This is a genomic window from Halorussus sp. AFM4 (assembly GCF_051194995.1).
Classification (GTDB): Archaea; Halobacteriota; Halobacteria; order Halobacteriales; family Haladaptataceae; genus Halorussus.
Genome location: NZ_JBNTJT010000001.1, coordinates 463,868 through 480,292, shown reverse-complemented (window position 1 = coordinate 480,292; position 16,425 = coordinate 463,868). Strand labels below are relative to the sequence as shown.

General features: G+C 70.0%; 17 protein-coding genes. 11 read left to right on the top strand and 6 right to left on the bottom strand.

The window, feature by feature from the left end:
- Nucleotides 1-29: 29 nt before the first annotated feature.
- Nucleotides 30-1,163 carry a M24 family metallopeptidase gene (locus ACQUQF_RS02430; RefSeq protein ID WP_435175362.1) on the bottom strand — a complete coding sequence of 378 codons (1,134 nt, stop codon included), beginning with the start codon at nucleotides 1,161-1,163 and terminating at the stop codon, nucleotides 30-32.
- A gap of 258 nt (nucleotides 1,164-1,421) precedes the next feature.
- On the opposite strand from ACQUQF_RS02430, the gene ACQUQF_RS02425 reads away from it, so the two are divergent.
- The 6 genes from ACQUQF_RS02425 to ACQUQF_RS02400 all read left to right on the top strand — a co-directional run bounded on the left by ACQUQF_RS02425 (nucleotide 1,422) and on the right by ACQUQF_RS02400 (nucleotide 7,498).
- Nucleotides 1,422-1,895, top strand: coding sequence for a COX15/CtaA family protein (locus tag ACQUQF_RS02425; protein WP_435175360.1), 474 nt, complete (start codon nucleotides 1,422-1,424; stop codon nucleotides 1,893-1,895).
- A gap of 130 nt (nucleotides 1,896-2,025) precedes the next feature.
- Nucleotides 2,026-2,937, top strand: a complete 912-nt coding sequence (locus tag ACQUQF_RS02420) for a transporter substrate-binding domain-containing protein (protein ID WP_435177587.1) — start codon at nucleotides 2,026-2,028, stop codon at nucleotides 2,935-2,937.
- Between the two features lie 138 nt (nucleotides 2,938-3,075).
- The gene (locus ACQUQF_RS02415; protein ID WP_435175358.1) at nucleotides 3,076-3,975 is read left to right on the top strand and encodes a transporter substrate-binding domain-containing protein; all 900 of its coding nucleotides are present in this window, start codon (nucleotides 3,076-3,078) and stop codon (nucleotides 3,973-3,975) included.
- 59 nt (nucleotides 3,976-4,034) lie between these two features.
- Complete coding sequence (locus ACQUQF_RS02410; protein ID WP_435175356.1) at nucleotides 4,035-4,913, top strand: amino acid ABC transporter permease; 879 nt, start codon at nucleotides 4,035-4,037, stop codon at nucleotides 4,911-4,913.
- Nucleotides 4,913-5,692, top strand: coding sequence for an amino acid ABC transporter ATP-binding protein (locus ACQUQF_RS02405; RefSeq protein ID WP_435175354.1), 780 nt, complete (start codon nucleotides 4,913-4,915; stop codon nucleotides 5,690-5,692). The genes ACQUQF_RS02410 and ACQUQF_RS02405 overlap by 1 nt, the downstream gene beginning before the upstream one ends.
- 120 nt (nucleotides 5,693-5,812) lie before the next feature.
- Nucleotides 5,813-7,498, top strand: a complete 1,686-nt coding sequence (locus ACQUQF_RS02400) for a Na+/H+ antiporter NhaC family protein (RefSeq protein WP_435175352.1) — start codon at nucleotides 5,813-5,815, stop codon at nucleotides 7,496-7,498.
- Between the two features lie 37 nt (nucleotides 7,499-7,535).
- Here ACQUQF_RS02400 and ACQUQF_RS02395 read toward each other — a convergent pair whose 3' ends face one another.
- Both ACQUQF_RS02395 and ACQUQF_RS02390 read right to left on the bottom strand, forming a co-directional pair.
- Nucleotides 7,536-8,264 carry a DUF7096 domain-containing protein gene (locus ACQUQF_RS02395; RefSeq protein WP_435175350.1) on the bottom strand — a complete coding sequence of 243 codons (729 nt, stop codon included), beginning with the start codon at nucleotides 8,262-8,264 and terminating at the stop codon, nucleotides 7,536-7,538.
- Between the two features lie 74 nt (nucleotides 8,265-8,338).
- The gene (locus ACQUQF_RS02390) at nucleotides 8,339-9,367 is read right to left on the bottom strand and encodes a helix-turn-helix transcriptional regulator (RefSeq protein WP_435175348.1); all 1,029 of its coding nucleotides are present in this window, start codon (nucleotides 9,365-9,367) and stop codon (nucleotides 8,339-8,341) included.
- Between the two features lie 243 nt (nucleotides 9,368-9,610).
- Between ACQUQF_RS02390 and ACQUQF_RS02385 the strand changes: the two genes are divergently transcribed.
- Nucleotides 9,611-9,919, top strand: coding sequence for a HalOD1 output domain-containing protein (locus ACQUQF_RS02385; RefSeq protein WP_435175346.1), 309 nt, complete (start codon nucleotides 9,611-9,613; stop codon nucleotides 9,917-9,919).
- 36 nt (nucleotides 9,920-9,955) lie between these two features.
- On the opposite strand, the gene ACQUQF_RS02380 is transcribed toward ACQUQF_RS02385, so the two are convergent.
- The 3 genes from ACQUQF_RS02380 to ACQUQF_RS02370 are packed head-to-tail and all read right to left on the bottom strand — an operon-like array spanning nucleotide 9,956 to nucleotide 12,068.
- Nucleotides 9,956-11,419: a replication factor C large subunit gene (locus ACQUQF_RS02380; protein ID WP_435175345.1), complete on the bottom strand. Its 1,464-nt coding sequence runs from the start codon at nucleotides 11,417-11,419 to the stop codon at nucleotides 9,956-9,958.
- Between the two features lie 43 nt (nucleotides 11,420-11,462).
- Nucleotides 11,463-11,837 (bottom strand): PIN domain-containing protein, encoded by a 375-nt coding sequence (locus ACQUQF_RS02375; protein WP_435175343.1) that lies wholly within the window; start codon nucleotides 11,835-11,837, stop codon nucleotides 11,463-11,465.
- Nucleotides 11,838-12,068, bottom strand: coding sequence for an AbrB/MazE/SpoVT family DNA-binding domain-containing protein (locus tag ACQUQF_RS02370; protein ID WP_435175341.1), 231 nt, complete (start codon nucleotides 12,066-12,068; stop codon nucleotides 11,838-11,840). It abuts the gene before it with no gap.
- A gap of 193 nt (nucleotides 12,069-12,261) precedes the next feature.
- Here ACQUQF_RS02370 and ACQUQF_RS02365 point away from each other — a divergent pair, with 193 nt between their 5' ends.
- From ACQUQF_RS02365 to ACQUQF_RS02350, 4 genes are all read left to right on the top strand, one after another.
- The gene (locus ACQUQF_RS02365; RefSeq protein WP_435175340.1) at nucleotides 12,262-13,776 is read left to right on the top strand and encodes a hypothetical protein; all 1,515 of its coding nucleotides are present in this window, start codon (nucleotides 12,262-12,264) and stop codon (nucleotides 13,774-13,776) included.
- Nucleotides 13,777-13,874: 98 nt separating this feature from the next.
- On the top strand, nucleotides 13,875-14,630 hold the full coding sequence (locus ACQUQF_RS02360; RefSeq protein ID WP_435175338.1) for a competence/damage-inducible protein A: 756 nt from the start codon (nucleotides 13,875-13,877) through the stop codon (nucleotides 14,628-14,630).
- Nucleotides 14,631-14,651: 21 nt separating this feature from the next.
- A complete protein-coding gene (locus tag ACQUQF_RS02355; RefSeq protein WP_435175336.1) occupies nucleotides 14,652-15,674 on the top strand; it encodes a sodium:calcium antiporter in 1,023 nt (340 codons plus the stop codon).
- 110 nt (nucleotides 15,675-15,784) lie between these two features.
- Complete coding sequence (locus ACQUQF_RS02350; RefSeq protein ID WP_435177585.1) at nucleotides 15,785-16,408, top strand: GNAT family N-acetyltransferase; 624 nt, start codon at nucleotides 15,785-15,787, stop codon at nucleotides 16,406-16,408.
- The last annotated feature ends 17 nt before the right edge of the window (nucleotides 16,409-16,425 follow it).

The following is a 16,425-nucleotide window of genomic DNA, read 5'->3' as shown; positions in this document are numbered from 1 at the left end:
TTTCGTCAGCTGTCGAAATCAACCGCGTCTCACGCCCGGTCGTCTACTCCGCCTTCTTCCTCCTGTACCAGCACGTCGGGCCGCTCGATGATGGCGTCGTAGTCGTAGGCGTCGACCGGGCTGGTCGGCCACCGCCCGGTGTCGGTCAGCACCTCGAAGCCGTCTTCGGTTACCAGCACCGTGTCCTCGCTCTTCGCCCCCTGCACCGTCGGGTTCCACGCGTAGGCCATCGGCGTCGTGACCGCTGCCGACTCGGCCATCTCGGGGGTCGCGATCCACTCCCGGCCCGCGTAGCCGGCCGCGCCGCCCTGGTGGTGGCGCTCCCACTCGTCGGGGTGGCCCAGGTGCTCGTAGGCGGCCTGGACCGCCTGGAAGACGCTGCTCGGGTCGCCCGAGAGCCCCGCGATGGCCTTCGTGGCGCCCAGTGCGGTCACCTCCACGATGCGGGCGGCGTGGTGGCGCTCGCCGAGTTCGTTCAGGTCCGCGTCGGCCATCTCGGACTCGAAGGCCACGGTGCGGGTCGCGCTGGCGTGGAGGCCGTCGCGCTCGGCGGTGACCGACACCAGCGCGTACTCGCCGAGCTCGGCGTCGGTCGGCGTGTAGTGGCGGTACTTCCGGGCGCGCTCGGCGCCCCCGACCAGCGCCACCGGTGTCTCGATGCCCCGCGCCGAGAGCGCGACCCGGAGCGCGGAGGCGACCTCCGCCTCGTTGTCCCCGGGCCGGAGCTCCCGGCAGACGGCTTCGAGCGCCTCGGCGGTCTGCCGGCCCAGGTCGCGGTACTTCTCGACGTCCTCGTCGGTGAGGGGCTGGCGCAGCGGCGAGGCGTCGACCGACGACAGCCCGGGCGCGTCGAAGTCCGCGGCGGCCGGCTCGGGGCTGTGGTCGGCGACGGCCTCGCCCAGCGACTCCGCGTACCAGTCGTACTCGGTGACCGGAGTATCGTCGGGAAGCTCCTCCTCGCGGAGGCGGTCGGCCTCGATGTTGTTCGTCACGACTTCGAGGCCGTCGCCGTCGTATCCCACCGCGGCCTCGCCGACGTCGCCCTCGCGGTCGACCACGTTGCTCCCGCCGGTGAGCCACGCGAAGGAGTTCGGCCGGGCGAACCAGACGGCTTCGAGGTCGTGCTCCGCGAGGTAGGCGTCGAGGCGCTCCTGCTTGGTCATGCCCGGTGGATGGGTACCGACCGCCTTCAAGGACGCGGGTTCGGAGATTCTTGACGGTCGCCCCGTCGACTCCCGCTCGTCCGTGGCGGCGTCGCGCCACGCCGGTTCTCTGTCGGGCACACGCTCGATGACACGTCACGTCTCTCCGGCCCGGGCGCAGTCGAACAGACCTAAGTACGACCGGCCGAAACGTCCGATAAGGGGAGTTCCAACCGTGCAACACCACACGCTCCGACTCGCGTCGGGAGGTGCGCGCTGATGGTCCGGTTCCGCCACCTCGCGGCCGCCACGACCGGTCTGACGTTCGCGCTCATCCTGCTGGGCGTCTACACCGCGGCGATGGGCGCCGGGCTGTCCTGCTCGGCCCAGTGGCCGTTCTGCGACGGCGGCCTGATCCCGCAGTCGTTCCCGAGCTTCGTCGAGTGGTTCCACCGCCTGATCGCGATGATCACCGGCTTCTTCATCCTCGGGACCGCGGCTGGGGCGTGGAAGTACACCGGCGAGAAGCGCATCCGGGGCGCCGCGACGCTCGCCCTCGCGGTCACGCCGCTCCAGATGGTGCTCGGCGGCGCGACCGTCTTCGTCTACACGCCGCTGGTCCAGGTCGCCCACCACGCCGCCGCGCTGATCATCTTCGGGGCGCTGCTGGCGACGACGCTGTGGTCCTACGAGGCCGAAGGGACGCCCGACGCCCGCTCGACCGAGTCGGCCGCGGGCTACCCGAGCGACTGAGCCGCGACCGCGAGCCGTCCGACCCCGGACTGACGCTGATTTTAGCGCCTCTATCCTCCGAATTTGGGCGTTTCGTCCCAACGGTTATGTGGTATCGCGTAGTCGTGAGTTCGGGGGAAAACACATGGACATCGACAGGCGGTCGTTTGTCAAGGGGAGCGCAGGAATCGTCGGCGGTCTCGCGCTCGGGGGCGTCTCCGGGGCGCAGGACCAGCAGACCGTCCGGATCGGCTCGGACATCCCGTACAAGCCGTTCGAGTACCGGACGCAGGACGGAACACTGACGGGGTTCGACCCGGCGATAGCGGAGGCCATCTTCGTCGAGGAGATGGGGATGCAGTACGAGTTCGTGGACACCGGGTTCGACACCATCATCCCGAGCCTCAACAACGGCAACTTCCGGATCATCATGTCGGCGATGACCATCAACGAGCAGCGCGACCAGAAGGTCGACTTCTCCGACCCGTACTTCGTGGCCTACCAGACGGTGGCCATCCTGAAGGGGAGCGACATCCAGAGCCTCGAGGACCTCAAGGGCAAGACGGTCGCGGTCCAGAAGGGCACCACCGGCGAGGCGGCGGCCGAGGAACTCAAGAAGCAGTTCAACGGGAACCTCACCATCGACAGCTACGACCAGATTCCGGGCGCGTTCCAGGCGCTGCTCCGGAACCAGGCGGTCGCGGTCATCAACGACAACGCGGTCAACGCCCAGTACACCCAGGAGCAGGAGAACATCGTCCTGCTCAAGGGCGAAGGGGTGGCGGCCGAGCGCGGCAAGAACGCGCCGGACTACCTGACGCTGACGGTCGAGGAGTACGGCATCGCGTTCCGCCAGGACGACGACCAGTTCCGCAAGCGCGTCAACGAGGCGCTCAACGCGGTCATCGGGAGCGGCCGGTACGAGGAGATCTACAGGGAGTTCTTCCCCGGGAATCCGCCGGCGAGTATCCTCGCGCGCGCACGGCCCGCGCCGGGGACGACGGCGATGAACGGGACGGCGACCGGCGGCGAGACCACGACCGGGAACGCGACCGACAGCTGAGGCCGACGCAATTTTTGCAGGTCCATCGGACTATTGTGGTCTGACTGCCACGTTCGGGCTTCGATTCCGGACGCTTTTCCGTGAATGTACGGAACGAAAGGGACACCTTCATATGTGTAAAGTGAGCTGTGGACAGGTATGAAACGACGCACGTTCGTCAAGGGAACCGGCACCGTCGCCGGCGGACTGACGCTCGCGGGCTGCCTCGGCGGCGGCAGCGGGGGCGGCGAGACCACGACCGAGTCGTCCGACGGGACCACGACCGCGGACGCGTCCGACGAGACGACGGCCGCGGAGACGACGAGCCAGTACGACGTCGAGGAACCGCTCGTCATCGGCTCGGACATCCCGTACAAGCCGTTCGAGTACCGGACCACGAGCGGCGAGCTCACCGGGTTCGACGTGGACATCGCCCGGGCGGTGTTCGGCGAGGAGATGGGGCTCGAACACGAGTTCAAGAAGACCAGCTTCGACACCATCATCCCGAGCCTCAACAACGGCAACTTCCGGATCATCATGTCCGCGATGACGATCAACGACCAGCGCGACAAGAAGGTCGACTTCTCCGACCCCTACTTCACGGCGTACCAGACCGTCGCCATCCGGAAGAACGGCGGCATCTCCAAGCTCGAGGACCTCAAGGGCAAGACGGTCGCGGTCCAGAAGGGCACCACCGGCCAGTCCGCGGCCGAGGACCTCAAGAAGCAGTTCGACGGCGACCTCACCATCGACAGCTACGACCAGATCACCGGCGCGTTCAACGCGCTGCTGAACAACCAGGCGGTCGCGGTCATCAACGACAACACAGTCAACGCCCAGTACGTCTCCGAGCGTGACAGCGTGGTCTTCCTGGAGGGCGAGGGCGAGGCGGCCGAGCAGGGCAAGAACGCCCCGGACTACCTGACGCTGACGGTCGAGGAGTACGGCATCGCGTTCCGCCAGGACGACGACCAGTTCCGCAAGCAGGTCAACGAGGCGCTGGCCGCCATCAAGGAGAGCGGTCGGTACGACGAGATCTACGCCGAGTACTTCGAGTAGCGCCGGACGAACGAGCGATTTTTGGCTATCGGTCTCTCCTTGACAAACATTGGTTCGCAATGGCTGGAACATACCAAGACGAAACGACCGTAGAACAACCGACTGAGGACGGGGTCCTCACCGACCGACGGGTGAAGCTGGCGGGGCTGGCGGTCGCGGTGACGTTCACGGTGGCGATCTTCGCGTTCATCGGCTACATCCTGCTGGAGTTCGTCGACTACGAGCTCCTGATGGCGGTGTGGCCGCGGTTCGTGGACGCGACGCTGCTGGTCATCCAGATCGTGCTGATCTCCAGCGTGCTCGCGCTGATCGGCGGGGTGTTCGTCGGGCTCGGGCGGGTGTCGCGCACCTCGCTCACGCAGTCGATCGCCACCGCCTACGTCGAGTTCTTCCGGGGGACGCCGCTGCTGTTCCAACTGTTCATCATCTACCTCGGCATCCCGCAGCTCTGGCCGGCGTCGTGGGGCCCGTTCCCGGTCACCAACTGGAGCTTCGCGGCGGCCATCATCGGGCTGACGCTGAACCACGCCGCCTACACCGGTGAGGCCGTCAAGGGCGGCATCAACGCGGTGCCCGACGGCCAGATGGAGGCCGCCCGGTCGCTCGGGATGTCGTACGTCGACGCGATGCGCGAGGTCATCCTGCCCCAGGCGTCGCGCAACGCGCTGGCGGCCATCGGCAACGACCTCGTCATCCTCGTCAAGGACACGTCGCTGCTGACGGTGATCGCCATCCCGGAGATCATCAGCGTGTTCCGGAACATCAACTCCAACCAGTTCGACGCCTGGACCCCCATCGTGCTGGTGTCCATCTCCTATCTCATCATCACGCTCCCGCTCATGCGGACCGTGCGGTACTTCGAGGCCCGCGCGGAGTGGGGGTCCGGCGACGACGAAGACGACGAACCGCGCGACTGGCTCAACTGGGGTGACCACTGATGAGTGACACGACGGACACGCTCGGAGCGAGAACCGACGCCGCCACCGACGTACCGATGGTCGAGTTCGACGGGGTGGACAAGTACTTCGGCAGCGCCCACGTCCTCAAGGACGTCGACCTCGCGGTCGAGAACCGGGAGGTCGTGGTCATCGTCGGCCCGAGCGGGAGCGGGAAGTCGACGCTGCTGCGCTGCGTCAACCGGCTCGAGGAGATCCAGGACGGCGAGGTCCGCATCGCGGGCGAGGCCATCACCGCGCCCGACGTGGACGTCAACCGGCTCCGCCAGAAGGTCGGGATGGTGTTCCAGCACTTCAACCTCTTCCCGCACAAGACCGCCCTGGAGAACGTGACGCTCGCGCCCGTCCGGGTCCGGGGCCTCTCGAAGGCCGAGGCCCGTCAGAACGGCGAGAACCTGCTCGAGGAGGTCGGGCTGGGCGACCAGATGGACTCGTACCCCGCGGAGCTGTCGGGCGGCCAGAAGCAGCGGGTCGCCATCGCCCGCGCGCTCGCGATGGACCCCGAGGTGATGCTGTTCGACGAGGTCACCTCGGCGCTCGACCCCGAGCTCGTCGGCGAGGTGCTCGAGGTGATGCGCGGACTGGCCGACGAGGGGATGACGATGCTCGTCGTCACCCACGAGATGGGGTTCGCCCGCGAGGTGGGCGACCGGGTGGTACTGATGTCGGACGGCCGGATCGTCGAGACGGGGCCGCCGGCCGAGTTCTTCGACAGTCCGAGCACCGAGCGGGCCCAGCAGTTCCTCGGCCGGGTGCTGTAGCCTCGACCGGCGCCCGTCGGACGTCCCGATTCCACCCGTTGGATTCCCTGAAATTCGGGTCCGAGAAGGTTTCTCTCGGTCGAAACTCCTTTCCCCCGCAACCCGCCACTGTCGGGGTAGATGGCTCTCGAAAGCATCGACGCCGGCGTCTGGTCGCTCGTTCCGGCCATCCTGGCGATCACGCTGGCGTGGACGACGCGCGACGCGCTCATCGGGCTGTTCGTCGGCGTGGCGAGCGCCGGGCCGATATACGGCGCCCTCCGACCGGGCGCCGACGCGGTCGGGGTGCCCCCGGACTTCGTGGGGACGCCACTCGGCAACGCGCTCGGGGCGCTGTTCGGACTCAAGCTGATCCCGACGCTGGTGGCGACCGCGCCGCTGTTCAGCGACGCCTGGTACGTCGAGAACGTCCTGCTCGCGATCTTCGCCATCGGCGGGATGATCGGGCTGATGATCCGGGCCGGCGCGATCCAGGGCGTGCTGGAGGCCCTCGCGGAGTGGGCCGACTCCCCGGCGGACGCCGAGAAGGCCGCTTACATTGCCGGCGTGGCGGTCCACATCGACGACTACTTCAACTGCCTCGTGGTCGGCTCGATGATGCGCCCGCTGACCGACAAGTACGACGTCTCGCGGGCGAAGCTGGCCTACTACGTCGACTCGGCCGGGAGCCCGGCGGCCAGACTCGCCTTCTACTCGACGTGGGGCGCGGCGCTCATCGGTTTCATCGGCGGCGGGCTCGAGGCCGCCGCGAGCCAGAACGTGCTCCCGCAGACGTTGAACACCTTCGTCCGGGCCGGCAGCGACGGTCCCCAGGCGGTCACGGCCGAGATCTGGCCGCTGTTCTTCAACAGCCTCTTCTTCGGCTTCTACTCGTGGATCGCGCTGGTCATCGCCGCGCTGGTCGCCTGGCAGGTATTCCCCAACATCTTCGGCATGGCCCGCGAGGAGGAGCGCGCCCGGTCGGGCGGCGGCGTGGTCGGTCCCGACCAGGACCCCATGATCTCCGAGGAGATCGACGAGTACGAGGTGTCGCCGACCGCCGACCCCGACTGGCGCAACTTCGCCGTCCCGGTCGCCACCATGATCCTGGTCGGGCTGGGCGCGATGTTCTGGCGCGGCAGCCCGGTGCTGTACGTCCCCGGCGAGGCCTCGAACCGCCTGTTCGCGCTCGGGGGCTACGAGCTGCTGGTGCCTCCCACCGGCCCGTGGGCGTTCAACATCGGCGGCGTCAGGCTCGGCCTGGCGGCGACCGCCGCGCTCGTGGTCGCGGCGGTGCTCTACCGCCTGCGGGGCGACATCCCGAGCAACGACGACGCCACCGACGCGATGGTCCGGGGGTTCAAGGGCATCTTCCTGGCGGCGCTCATCCTGACGCTGGCCTCCTCCATCCAGAACAGCGTCACCGTGCTCGGCATCTCGGACTTCGTCACCGACTGGTTCCGGGGCGTCCCGGCCGGGCTGATCCCGCTGCTGCTGTTCCTCGCGACCGCGGGCATCAGCTTCGCCGACGGGAGCTCGTGGTCGACCTACGGCATCATGTTCCCCATCGCCATCCCGGTGGCGTTCACGACCGGCGCGAACCTCCCGCTGGTGCTCGGGGCGGTGTTCAGCGGCGGCATCTTCGGCGACCACTCCTCGCCTATCTCGGACACCACGGTGCTCGCGTCCTCGACCAGCGGGAGCGACCACCTCGTCCACGTCCGGACCCAGATCCCCTACGCGGTCATCACCGCGACCCTCGCGGGCCTGCTCTTCCTCGTGCTCGGGTTCGTCCTCCCCGAGGGTTTCGAGGTCGTCCCGTACTGAGTCGGGGCGGTCTCGCGCGCCGGCCCGGGGCGACCCGCTACGGGTCGGCCGTCTCCGTCGGCCACCCCGCCGTCCGGTTCGCCCCGGCCAGCACGGTCCCGTTGCCGGCGACCAGCGCGCGCTGAGTGGCCAGCGTCTCGTTCGCGACCTGGCTGCCGATGGGCCCGTCGAACTGGTAGAGCGCGCGGGCGCGGTCGGCCAGGTGCCGGACGTGGGTCGCGTTGATGCCGTAGCGCTCGCGGACGGACGCCGACAGGTTCGCGGCCGCCCGGGCGGTCTGGTTGGCCCGGAGCTCGGCGGTCCGGGCCCGGACGACGAACGCCGCCAGCGAGGTGCGGTACTGCCCCTCGGAGATGTCGCCGTCGGCCCACTCCTCGGTGAGATTCGCCCGGACGCCCGCCAGCCGCTCGATGTACTCGGTCAGCGTCTCGTTCTCGTCGGCGACGACCGCGGCGCGCTCGCCCGGCGTGGTCGCGTTCGAAAGCCGGTCGGCGAGCGTCCGGTTCCAGAGCTCCCCGCCGAGCGACGCGCCCTGCGCCCCGACCGCGCCCGCGAGCTGCTGGCCCGGCGACACGCTCGTCCCGTTGCTCTCGTTGGTCTGCCCGTCGCCGCCCGGCCACGACTGGCTCCCGTGCTGGACCGGCGACTCCCGTTCGACGACCGACTCCCGTCCGACGGCCGCTCCCTGTCCGCCGTCCGCCGCGACGACGCCCGTCGCGCCGACTACGGCGACGAGACTCGCCAGCAGGACCACGCTCGGTTTCATCACGTCGTTTCCACGGACGCCAGGGCCAATAAGCCGCCGTTACTGAACCCGGATTTAGCCGAATTAAGGGCGGTTCAGGACTGCTGCCGTTCCCGGGCGAGCGCGAGTACGTTCTCCCTACCGAGCCGGAAACTCTCTATTTTGCCCTCCTCCCGGAGGCTGCCGACCACCTGGCTGGTCTTGGCCTCGGTCCAGCCCAGTTCGTCGACGACCGCCTTCTGCTTGACCCGACCGCCCCGGCGCTCGAGCAGCCGGAGCACCCGCTCCTCGTTGCTCAGCAGGTCCTCGGGCGGCTCGTCGCCGCCGGTGTCGCCGTCGGACTCGGACCGCCTGCGGTAGAGCCACGCCCCGCCGCCGAGCAGCGCCGCGAGAACCGCGAGCGTCCCCGCCGCCGCGGCGAGCGGCACCCACGGGACGTCGAACCCGCCGGCGCCGGGCGCGTCGAGCACGATCTGGGGCTCGTTGCCCGCGAACGTGATGGGACCGTTCCAGATGACCGCGTGCTCGCGCTTCTCGTAGCCGGTTTCGGGCTTGGGCCGGATCTCCGTGGCCTCGTACCCCTCGGGCCACTTCACCAGTAGCCGGGTCTTCTCGTTGAGGATGAGTCCGGACAGCGAGTCGCCGATGCGGAGCCGGTCGCCCGACACCGCGGCGAACCCGTGCCACCGGAACGAGTAGACGACCACGCCGTACCGCTGGGGGAACTCCCGGATCTCGGCCCGGACCGAGTAGTTGGTCCCCCGCATCTCCCGGCCGGTGGCGTTCTCGGCGCTCCGGATGGTGGTGTTCATCCGGCCGACGAACTGCCGGCTGTACTTCGTCGAGTTGCGCTCGATGTCGGCCTTGTAGCTCCGGAACGCCGCGGTCGTGTCCGGGTCGTCGAGCCGCGTGCGGTAGACGACCTGCCACGCCGCGGTGCCGTTCTCGAACACCCGGACGTCGAGGACCACCGTGTCGGGCGTCACCTGCTGCAAGCGGGCCTGCGTCGCGTCTGCGGTCGCTCCGCGGTCGGCGGCGCCGGACGCCCCGCCGACCGCCGCGCCGACCGCGGCCGCGAGACAGAGGGCCGCGGCGAGCGACGCTGCGAACTGTCGCGCCCCCATTCGTCGCGTACGTGCGTGGCGCAAGGAAAAAGGGGTTGCGTCGTTTTGGGGGAGCTTACCGCGCTCGCGGGGCTTCCACGGCTCGTTTCTCGGCGGTAGGGCGACGTTACTCCGAGTAGTCGCGGGTTGGGTCGCTTAATCCGGGTTAACTCGGCGCCAACCCGGACCCAGGCCCGGCAATCGGCTTTCAGCGTTTGGGGGCTTCAAGCACCTGTCCGCCATGGGTGGAAGTGGCGAGATACCATGTCGAAGACGGAAACGCACACGGTCGACGCGGTCGAGTACGACAGCGAGACACCCTTGCGCATGCAGGCCGACTGGTCCGGCACCGAGACGCTGGACTCGGCGATCACCTGCGCCATCTCGCGGGCCACCGGCGAGTCGGTGACCGAGCTCGCGCCCCTCTACGAGTACATGGACCCCGACGCGCTCCACGAGTTCGTCGCGTCCATGCGCGACCGCGAGACCGAGACCTCGATCACGTTCCAGTACGAGGGCCACGACGTCACGGTCCGCAGCGACGGCGAGATCATGGTGTGGCCGCCGCGGTGAGCGGTCGGTCGGCGGCCCGCGATACCCGGTCGGGCCTCAGCTGAAGTCGGCGAGTCCGGCCTGGCTGTCGTCGCCGTCGTCGCCGCCGGCGTCGGCCTCCGCGTCGGCCTCTGTCCCCGCGGACGCTGCCGCCTCGGCGTCCCCGTCGGAGTCGGCTCCGCCGGCTCCGTCTCGGTCCGCGCCGTGACTTCCCGCGAACGCGCCCCCGGAGTGCTCCACGGCCGCCTCCTCCCGGAGCCGCTGGGCCTCCTCGACGACGTTCTGGACCTTGTTGGTGTCCTTGCCCGACCCGGTGACGAACGAGACGTGCTCCTCGTCGAGGTCGTACTTCGCGGCCATCGCGACGGTGAGCTCGCGGTCCTTGCAGTGGTGGGTCATCGCCGCGAGGAACGGCAGCATCTCGCGCCGGGCGGTGGACATGCTCACGCCCTCGGCCTCGGCCATCTTCCGGGCCACGTAGTCGCGCTTGGCCCGGTTGGCCTTCGAGCTGCCGAGCTTCCGCCAGTAGCTCGGCGGGCCGTACCGGGTCCAGCCGCCCTTGTCGCCGTCGCGGGCGGCCGCGACCCCGGCCGCGATGTTGTCGGTGGCGTACCGCCACATCGAGTAGTCCTGGGTTGCCCGGACCCGGCCGAGCCACTTGTCGGCGTTCGCGAGGAACTCGTAGGCGATCGCCAGCTCCTCGCCCTCGTAGTCCTTCGGGACGTTGTCCTCGACCCAGTTGAGCAGGTCGTCGGGCGTCTCGTCGACGTCGTAGGACTCCTGGAGCGCGCCGCGGGCGTCCTCCTCCTTGAAGAGCACGTCGAGGAAGTCGAAGATGCCGCTGGTCCGGTCGCGCTCGCCGGTGACGTCGACGTCGGCGGCGGTGAGCGTCTCGCTGGTCTCGGCGATGGCCTGGAGGTCGTTGACCGCCGACCGGAGGTCGCCGGCGTTCTTCTCGGCGATGGCCTCCAGGGCCTCCTTCTCGTACTCGACGCCCTCCTCGTTGCAGATGTGGCGGAGCGCGGGCACGATGGACCGCGCCGAGACGTCCCGGAACTCGATGGTCTCGCAGGCGTTCCGGAGCGTGTTCGACATGTCGTAGAACTCGTTGGCGATGAGGATCATCGGCTGGCCGGCGTCCTTCACCACCTCGGTGATCGCCTTCGAGCCGCCCCGGTCGACGTTGCCGTGGAGGTTGTCGGCCTCGTCCATGATGACGAGCTGTCGGCCGCCGGCGCCGCCGGTCAGCGCCCGGTTCTGGGCGGCCCCGCCGGCGAGCCGCTCGACCACGTCGGCGGTCCGGGTGTCGCTGGCGTTCAGTTCGATGGTCGGCCAGTCCATGTCGTTGGCCAGCGCGTGGGCCGCGGAGGTCTTGCCGACGCCGGGGCTGCCGTGGACGATGACGGCGTCGCGGTGGTCCTCCCACGTCTCGGCCCACTCCCTCAGCTTGTCGCGGGCCTTGTTGTTCCCGCGGATCTCCGAGAGCGAGGAGGGCCGGTACTTCTCGGTCCAGTCGGTCATTGGCCGGAGGTAGGTGCGAGCGGCGTTTAGTGGTTGCGGAGCGCTACTCTCTGTCCGCGGTCGTCAGGTCGAGGCGGGGCGCGAACGACTCGTACGTCTCGTCGCTAGAGACGATGGTGTCCCCGTCGGATTCGACGAGGTGGAGCGCGTCGAACGGCGTGAAGTCGTGGTCCTCAACGTACGTCGCCGCCGCGACGACCGTGTCCGCGTCTCCTCGAACCTCGACGAGGTTGGCGGCGTTCGCGACGACTCGCTCGGTGTTTCGGTCCTCTCGGTAGGCGACGAGTAGCAATTCGACCAGGGCGAACCGCGAGGTCCACAGTTCGTCCTCGTGGTCGCGGTACACTGTTTCGGCGGCCCCGCCGAGCCAGTCCTCGTCCTTGATTAACGCGAGCAGGAAGTCGGTCTCGACGTACATCTATCGACCGGCCTCGTCCAGCGCCGCCTCGCGGGCCTCCTCGCGCAGCTCCCCGCTCGTCTTCTCGACGTCCCTGAACTCGTCCCTGAGCGCGTCCAGCGAGTCGTCCGCGACGGGAATCAGCTTGATGCCGTCGTGGAGTTCCACGATGCGGTAGTGGTCGCCGTATCGCTCCCGTAGCTCCTTCGGCAACGTCAGCCGCCCGCGGTCGTCGAGCGTCGCGTCGGACATGCGTTCTAGTCCGGTGGGCAAAACCAAGAAAGTTCCCCACATTTACGAGGTCACCCATCTAAGACTCCGACGAACTACGTCCATCTACCGCGTCCTCCGAGACGCCGACCGACGCGCCGCGTCGGCGGAGCGTGGCCCGGGAACAGCTGTTCGAACCCTACTTCTATGCGTCTGGACGCGGTGTGTCCGGTTGATGGTGGGGCCCACCGACCTCGTCGAACGGTCGCTCCGGGACGACACGCGCGAGGAGTTCGACCGCCGCGTCGACGAGCAGGCCGACCGGGTCGCCGACGCGCTCGGCGCGGGGCGGTTCGACAACCCCGACTTCGCCCTCGGACTGGAGCTCGAGGCCTACGCCGTCGACGGGGACGGCCGGCTCGCCCGGGTTCCGGACGCCGTGTTCGAGGGGCGCTGCGAGCGGGAGCTCGGGCGACAGAACGTCGAGTTCCACACCGACCCGACGTCGTTCGACGACGAGGGGATCGCGGCACAGGCGGCCCAGCTCCGCGAGGACGTCCGGAACGCGCGGCGGACCGCCGGGCGGGAGGGGACGGAGATCGTCCTGGACGCCATGTGGACGATTCCGCCGCCGGGAGGGAGCCGCGACTACCTGTCCGACGTGCGCGAGTGCGACGGGGTGACCCTCGCCGAGAACATGACGGCCTCGGCGCGATACTCCGCGATCGACAACGACGTCCTGTCCCGAACCGGGGGGACGCTCACCTTCTCGGTCCCGGGCGCGGACCGCGAGTTCCCCTCGATACTGTTCGAGTCGCTCGCCAGTTCGATCCAGCCCCACGTCCAGGTTCCGGACGTCGCCGAGTTCCCCGACTACTACAACACCGCCCTCCGGACGCTCGGTCCGGTGCTCGCGCTGGCGACGAACTCGCCGCTGTTACCGCCGGACCTGTACGACGCCGACGAGCCGGACCGCCTCCTCGACGAGACGTACCACGAGCTCCGGATCCCGGCGTTCGAGCAGTCCATCAACCCGGCGTGGGAGAAGGTCCGCTTCCCCCACGACATCCGGAGCGTCGAGGACTGCGTCGGCAGGCTGGTCGCCGACCCGACGTGCGCGCCCTTCCTCCGGGAGTGGCTCGCCGACGGCGACCGCGAGACGTTCGCCGACCGGTACTGGGAGCTCGACCACAAGCGCGGGACCTACTGGCGCTGGCTCCGGGCCGTCATCGGCGGTCAGCCGGTCGACGGCGGCGACCAGTGGTCGGTCCGCATCGAGTACCGCCCGCTGCCGACCCAGCCCACGGTCGCGGAGAACGTCGGGTTCCAGTGCCTGGTCGCCGGACTCGTCCACGGCCTGTGCGCGGCCGACCACCCGCTCGCGACCCTCGACCGGGACGCCGCCGAGCGGAGCTTCTACGCGGCGGTCGAGAACGGGCTCGACGCCGACCTCGCGTGGGTCACCGCCGACGGCGACCGGACCTCGGACCGGACGCGCATCTACGGGGAGCTGTTCGAGTTCGCCCGCCGCGGCCTCCGGGACCGGGGCGTCTCGTCGGACACCGTCGACGAGTTCCTCGGGCCGCTCGAGGCCCGCTGGACCGAGCGGACGACGCCGAGCCGGTGGAAGCTGGCCCGGGTCGCAGACCGCCTCGACGCGGGCGACCCGTTCGACGAGGCCGTCCGGGAGATGCAGACCGAGTACGTGCGCCGGGCGGGGACCGGAGAGCCGGTCGCGGAGTGGTCGTGAGTGCGACGCGACGGCTGACGGCGGTCGGCGCCGACACCGACGCCCCCGGGCCCCGACGCGCCGACACCGATAAGTCCGTCACGGGCCAGAGACCGACCATGGACATCGCCGTCCTGTCGGTCGGGGACGAGATCCTGGCGGGCGACACCGTGAACACCAACGCCTCGTGGCTGGCCGACCGCATCGACGAGCGGGGCGGCAGCGTCAGGCGCATCCTGACCGTGCCCGACGACCGGGCGGTCATCGCCGACTACGTCGGGGAGTGGGCCGACCGGTTCGACGCGGTGATCGCGACCGGCGGTATCGGCGGGACGCCCGACGACGTGACGATGGAGGGGGTCGCCGACGGGCTCGGCCTGGAGCTCGCGGTGTTCCCCGACCAGCGCGACCGCCTCGCGGAGAGGGCCCGGGAGTTCCGCGAGGAGAACCCCGAACTCGCAGCGGACTACGACATCGACCTCGACCTCGACGCCGCGGCGACCCTCCCCGAGGGCTGCCGACCGCTGACCACCGACGCGGGGTGGGCGCCCGGCTGCGTCGTCGAAAACGTCTACGTCCTGCCCGGCATCCCCGACGAGATGAAGGCGATGTTCGAGCTGGTGGCCGGGGACTTCGGCGGCGACGTCGTCTCCGAGACCCTCTACACGCCCGAGCCAGAGGGCGCGCTCGGCGACCGGCTCGACGCGGTCCGCGAGCGGTTCGACGCCGCGGTCGGGAGCTACCCCGGCGTGGGGTCGACGCCCGGCCGGCTGAAGGTGACCGGGACCGACCCGGAGGCGGTCGCCGCCGCGACCGACTGGCTCCGCGAGCGCGTCGAGACGACCGATCCGCCCGAGACCGAAGCCGAGAAATGAGAGCGACCGCAGGCGACTGACATGGCTGACGCGAGCGCCGTCGCGGTCGACCTCGCCCTGGTCGCCGGGAGCGTCGGCGCGCTCTGGGTCGGGGCGAAGCTCCTCGTCGAGAACGCCGCGCGCATCGCCCGCCGGGCCGGGCTGTCGGAGCTGGTGGTGGGGCTCACCGTCGTCGGGTTCGGGACCTCGACGCCCGAGCTCGCGACGTCGGTCGACGCGGCGCTCGTCGGCGCGGGCGACGTCGCCGTGGCCAACGTCGTCGGGTCGAACCTCTTCAACGTCGGCGTGGTGCTGGCGCTCGTCGGCCTCCTCAACCCGGTCCCGGCCTCGCGCGCGATGGTCCGCCGGGACGGGGCGGTCGTGGTCGCGGTGGCGGTGCTGGCTGCCGCGGTCGTCCGCGACGGCGTCGTCGCCCGGACCGAAGGGGCGGTGCTTGTCGCCCTGCTCGCCGGGTACGTCGGGTGGCTGCTCGCCCGCGGCAGTCCGGGCGACGCTGCAAAGGAGCGCCCGGACGACGCTGCGGGCGACGCCGGCAAAAGCTCGACGCCCGTGGCGGTCGGCCCCTCGCCGGGCGCGGCGACCGCCGACGGCGGTGTCGAGCGGTCCACGCTCCGGTCGGCCGCGCTCGCGGTCGGCGGACTGGCGGTGATCCTCGTCGGCGCGCACTTCCTCGTCTCGTCGGCGACCGACCTCGCGCGGCTCGCGGGCGTCTCCGAGTGGGCGATCGGCGAGACGGTGGTGGCGGTCGGCACCTCCACGCCGGAGATCGCGGCCTCCGTCGTCGCGGCCCGCCGGGGCAACAGCGACATCGCGGCGGGGAACCTGCTCGGCAGCAACGTCTTCAACGTGCTCGGCATCCTGGGAACCGCCGCGGTGGTCCGCCCGCTGTCGGTGTCGCCGGTCGCGTTCGACGCGGCGGTCTGGCTGGTCGCGCTGTCGGCGTTCGTCGTGGCGCTGCTGGCCACCAGAGGTCGGCTCACGCGACCGGAGGGGCTGGTCGCGCTCGCGGCCACGCTCGGCCGCTGGACGATCGACGCGCTGTGATCCCCTGCGAACCGGTCGCACGCCCGGACAACGCTTTTGGTCCGGGCCTCCGACGCTTCGAGCATGTCGCCGGAGCGCGACGCGGAGGCCGCCCGATGAGCGACCGCGGCCTGTTCCCCGAGCGCGTCGAGACCGACCGGCTCGTCCTCGAACCGCTCACGCCGGAGTACGTCGACGTGCTGGCGTTCTACCGGCACGCCTCGCGTCACAATCCCCACATCGAGGAGATCACCGAGTACCTGACGTGGGAGCCCCACGCGACCCCGAAGGAGACCCTGGAGTTCCTCGAATCCCGGGCGGAGGCGTGGGAGGCGGGCGAGGACGCGAGCTACGTCGTCCGCACGAAGGACGAGGAGGGCGGAGCGGTGGAGGGTGCAGACGGTGATTCCCGTGGCGGCGAAATCGCGGGCGCGGCCGGCCTCCACCCCGACTGGGACCGCCGGACCGGTACCCTCGGGACCTGGCTCCGCAAGCCGTTCTGGGGCCGGGGCTACTCGGGCGAGCGCGCGGCGGCCCTGATGGACGTCGCGTTCGACCGCCTCGACCTGGAGGTCGTCGCGGTCACCCACCAGGACGGCAACGAGAACTCCCGCCGGGCCATCGAGAAGTACGTCGCGGCCCACGGCGGCCAGCGCGAGGGGCTGCTGCGGAACGGGGGCGTCAGCCCCGACGGACCGGTGGACGTCCACCGCTACACCGTCACCCGCGAGCAGTGGAGCGAAGCGACGAAATAGGCCGGCCGAGAAGCCCC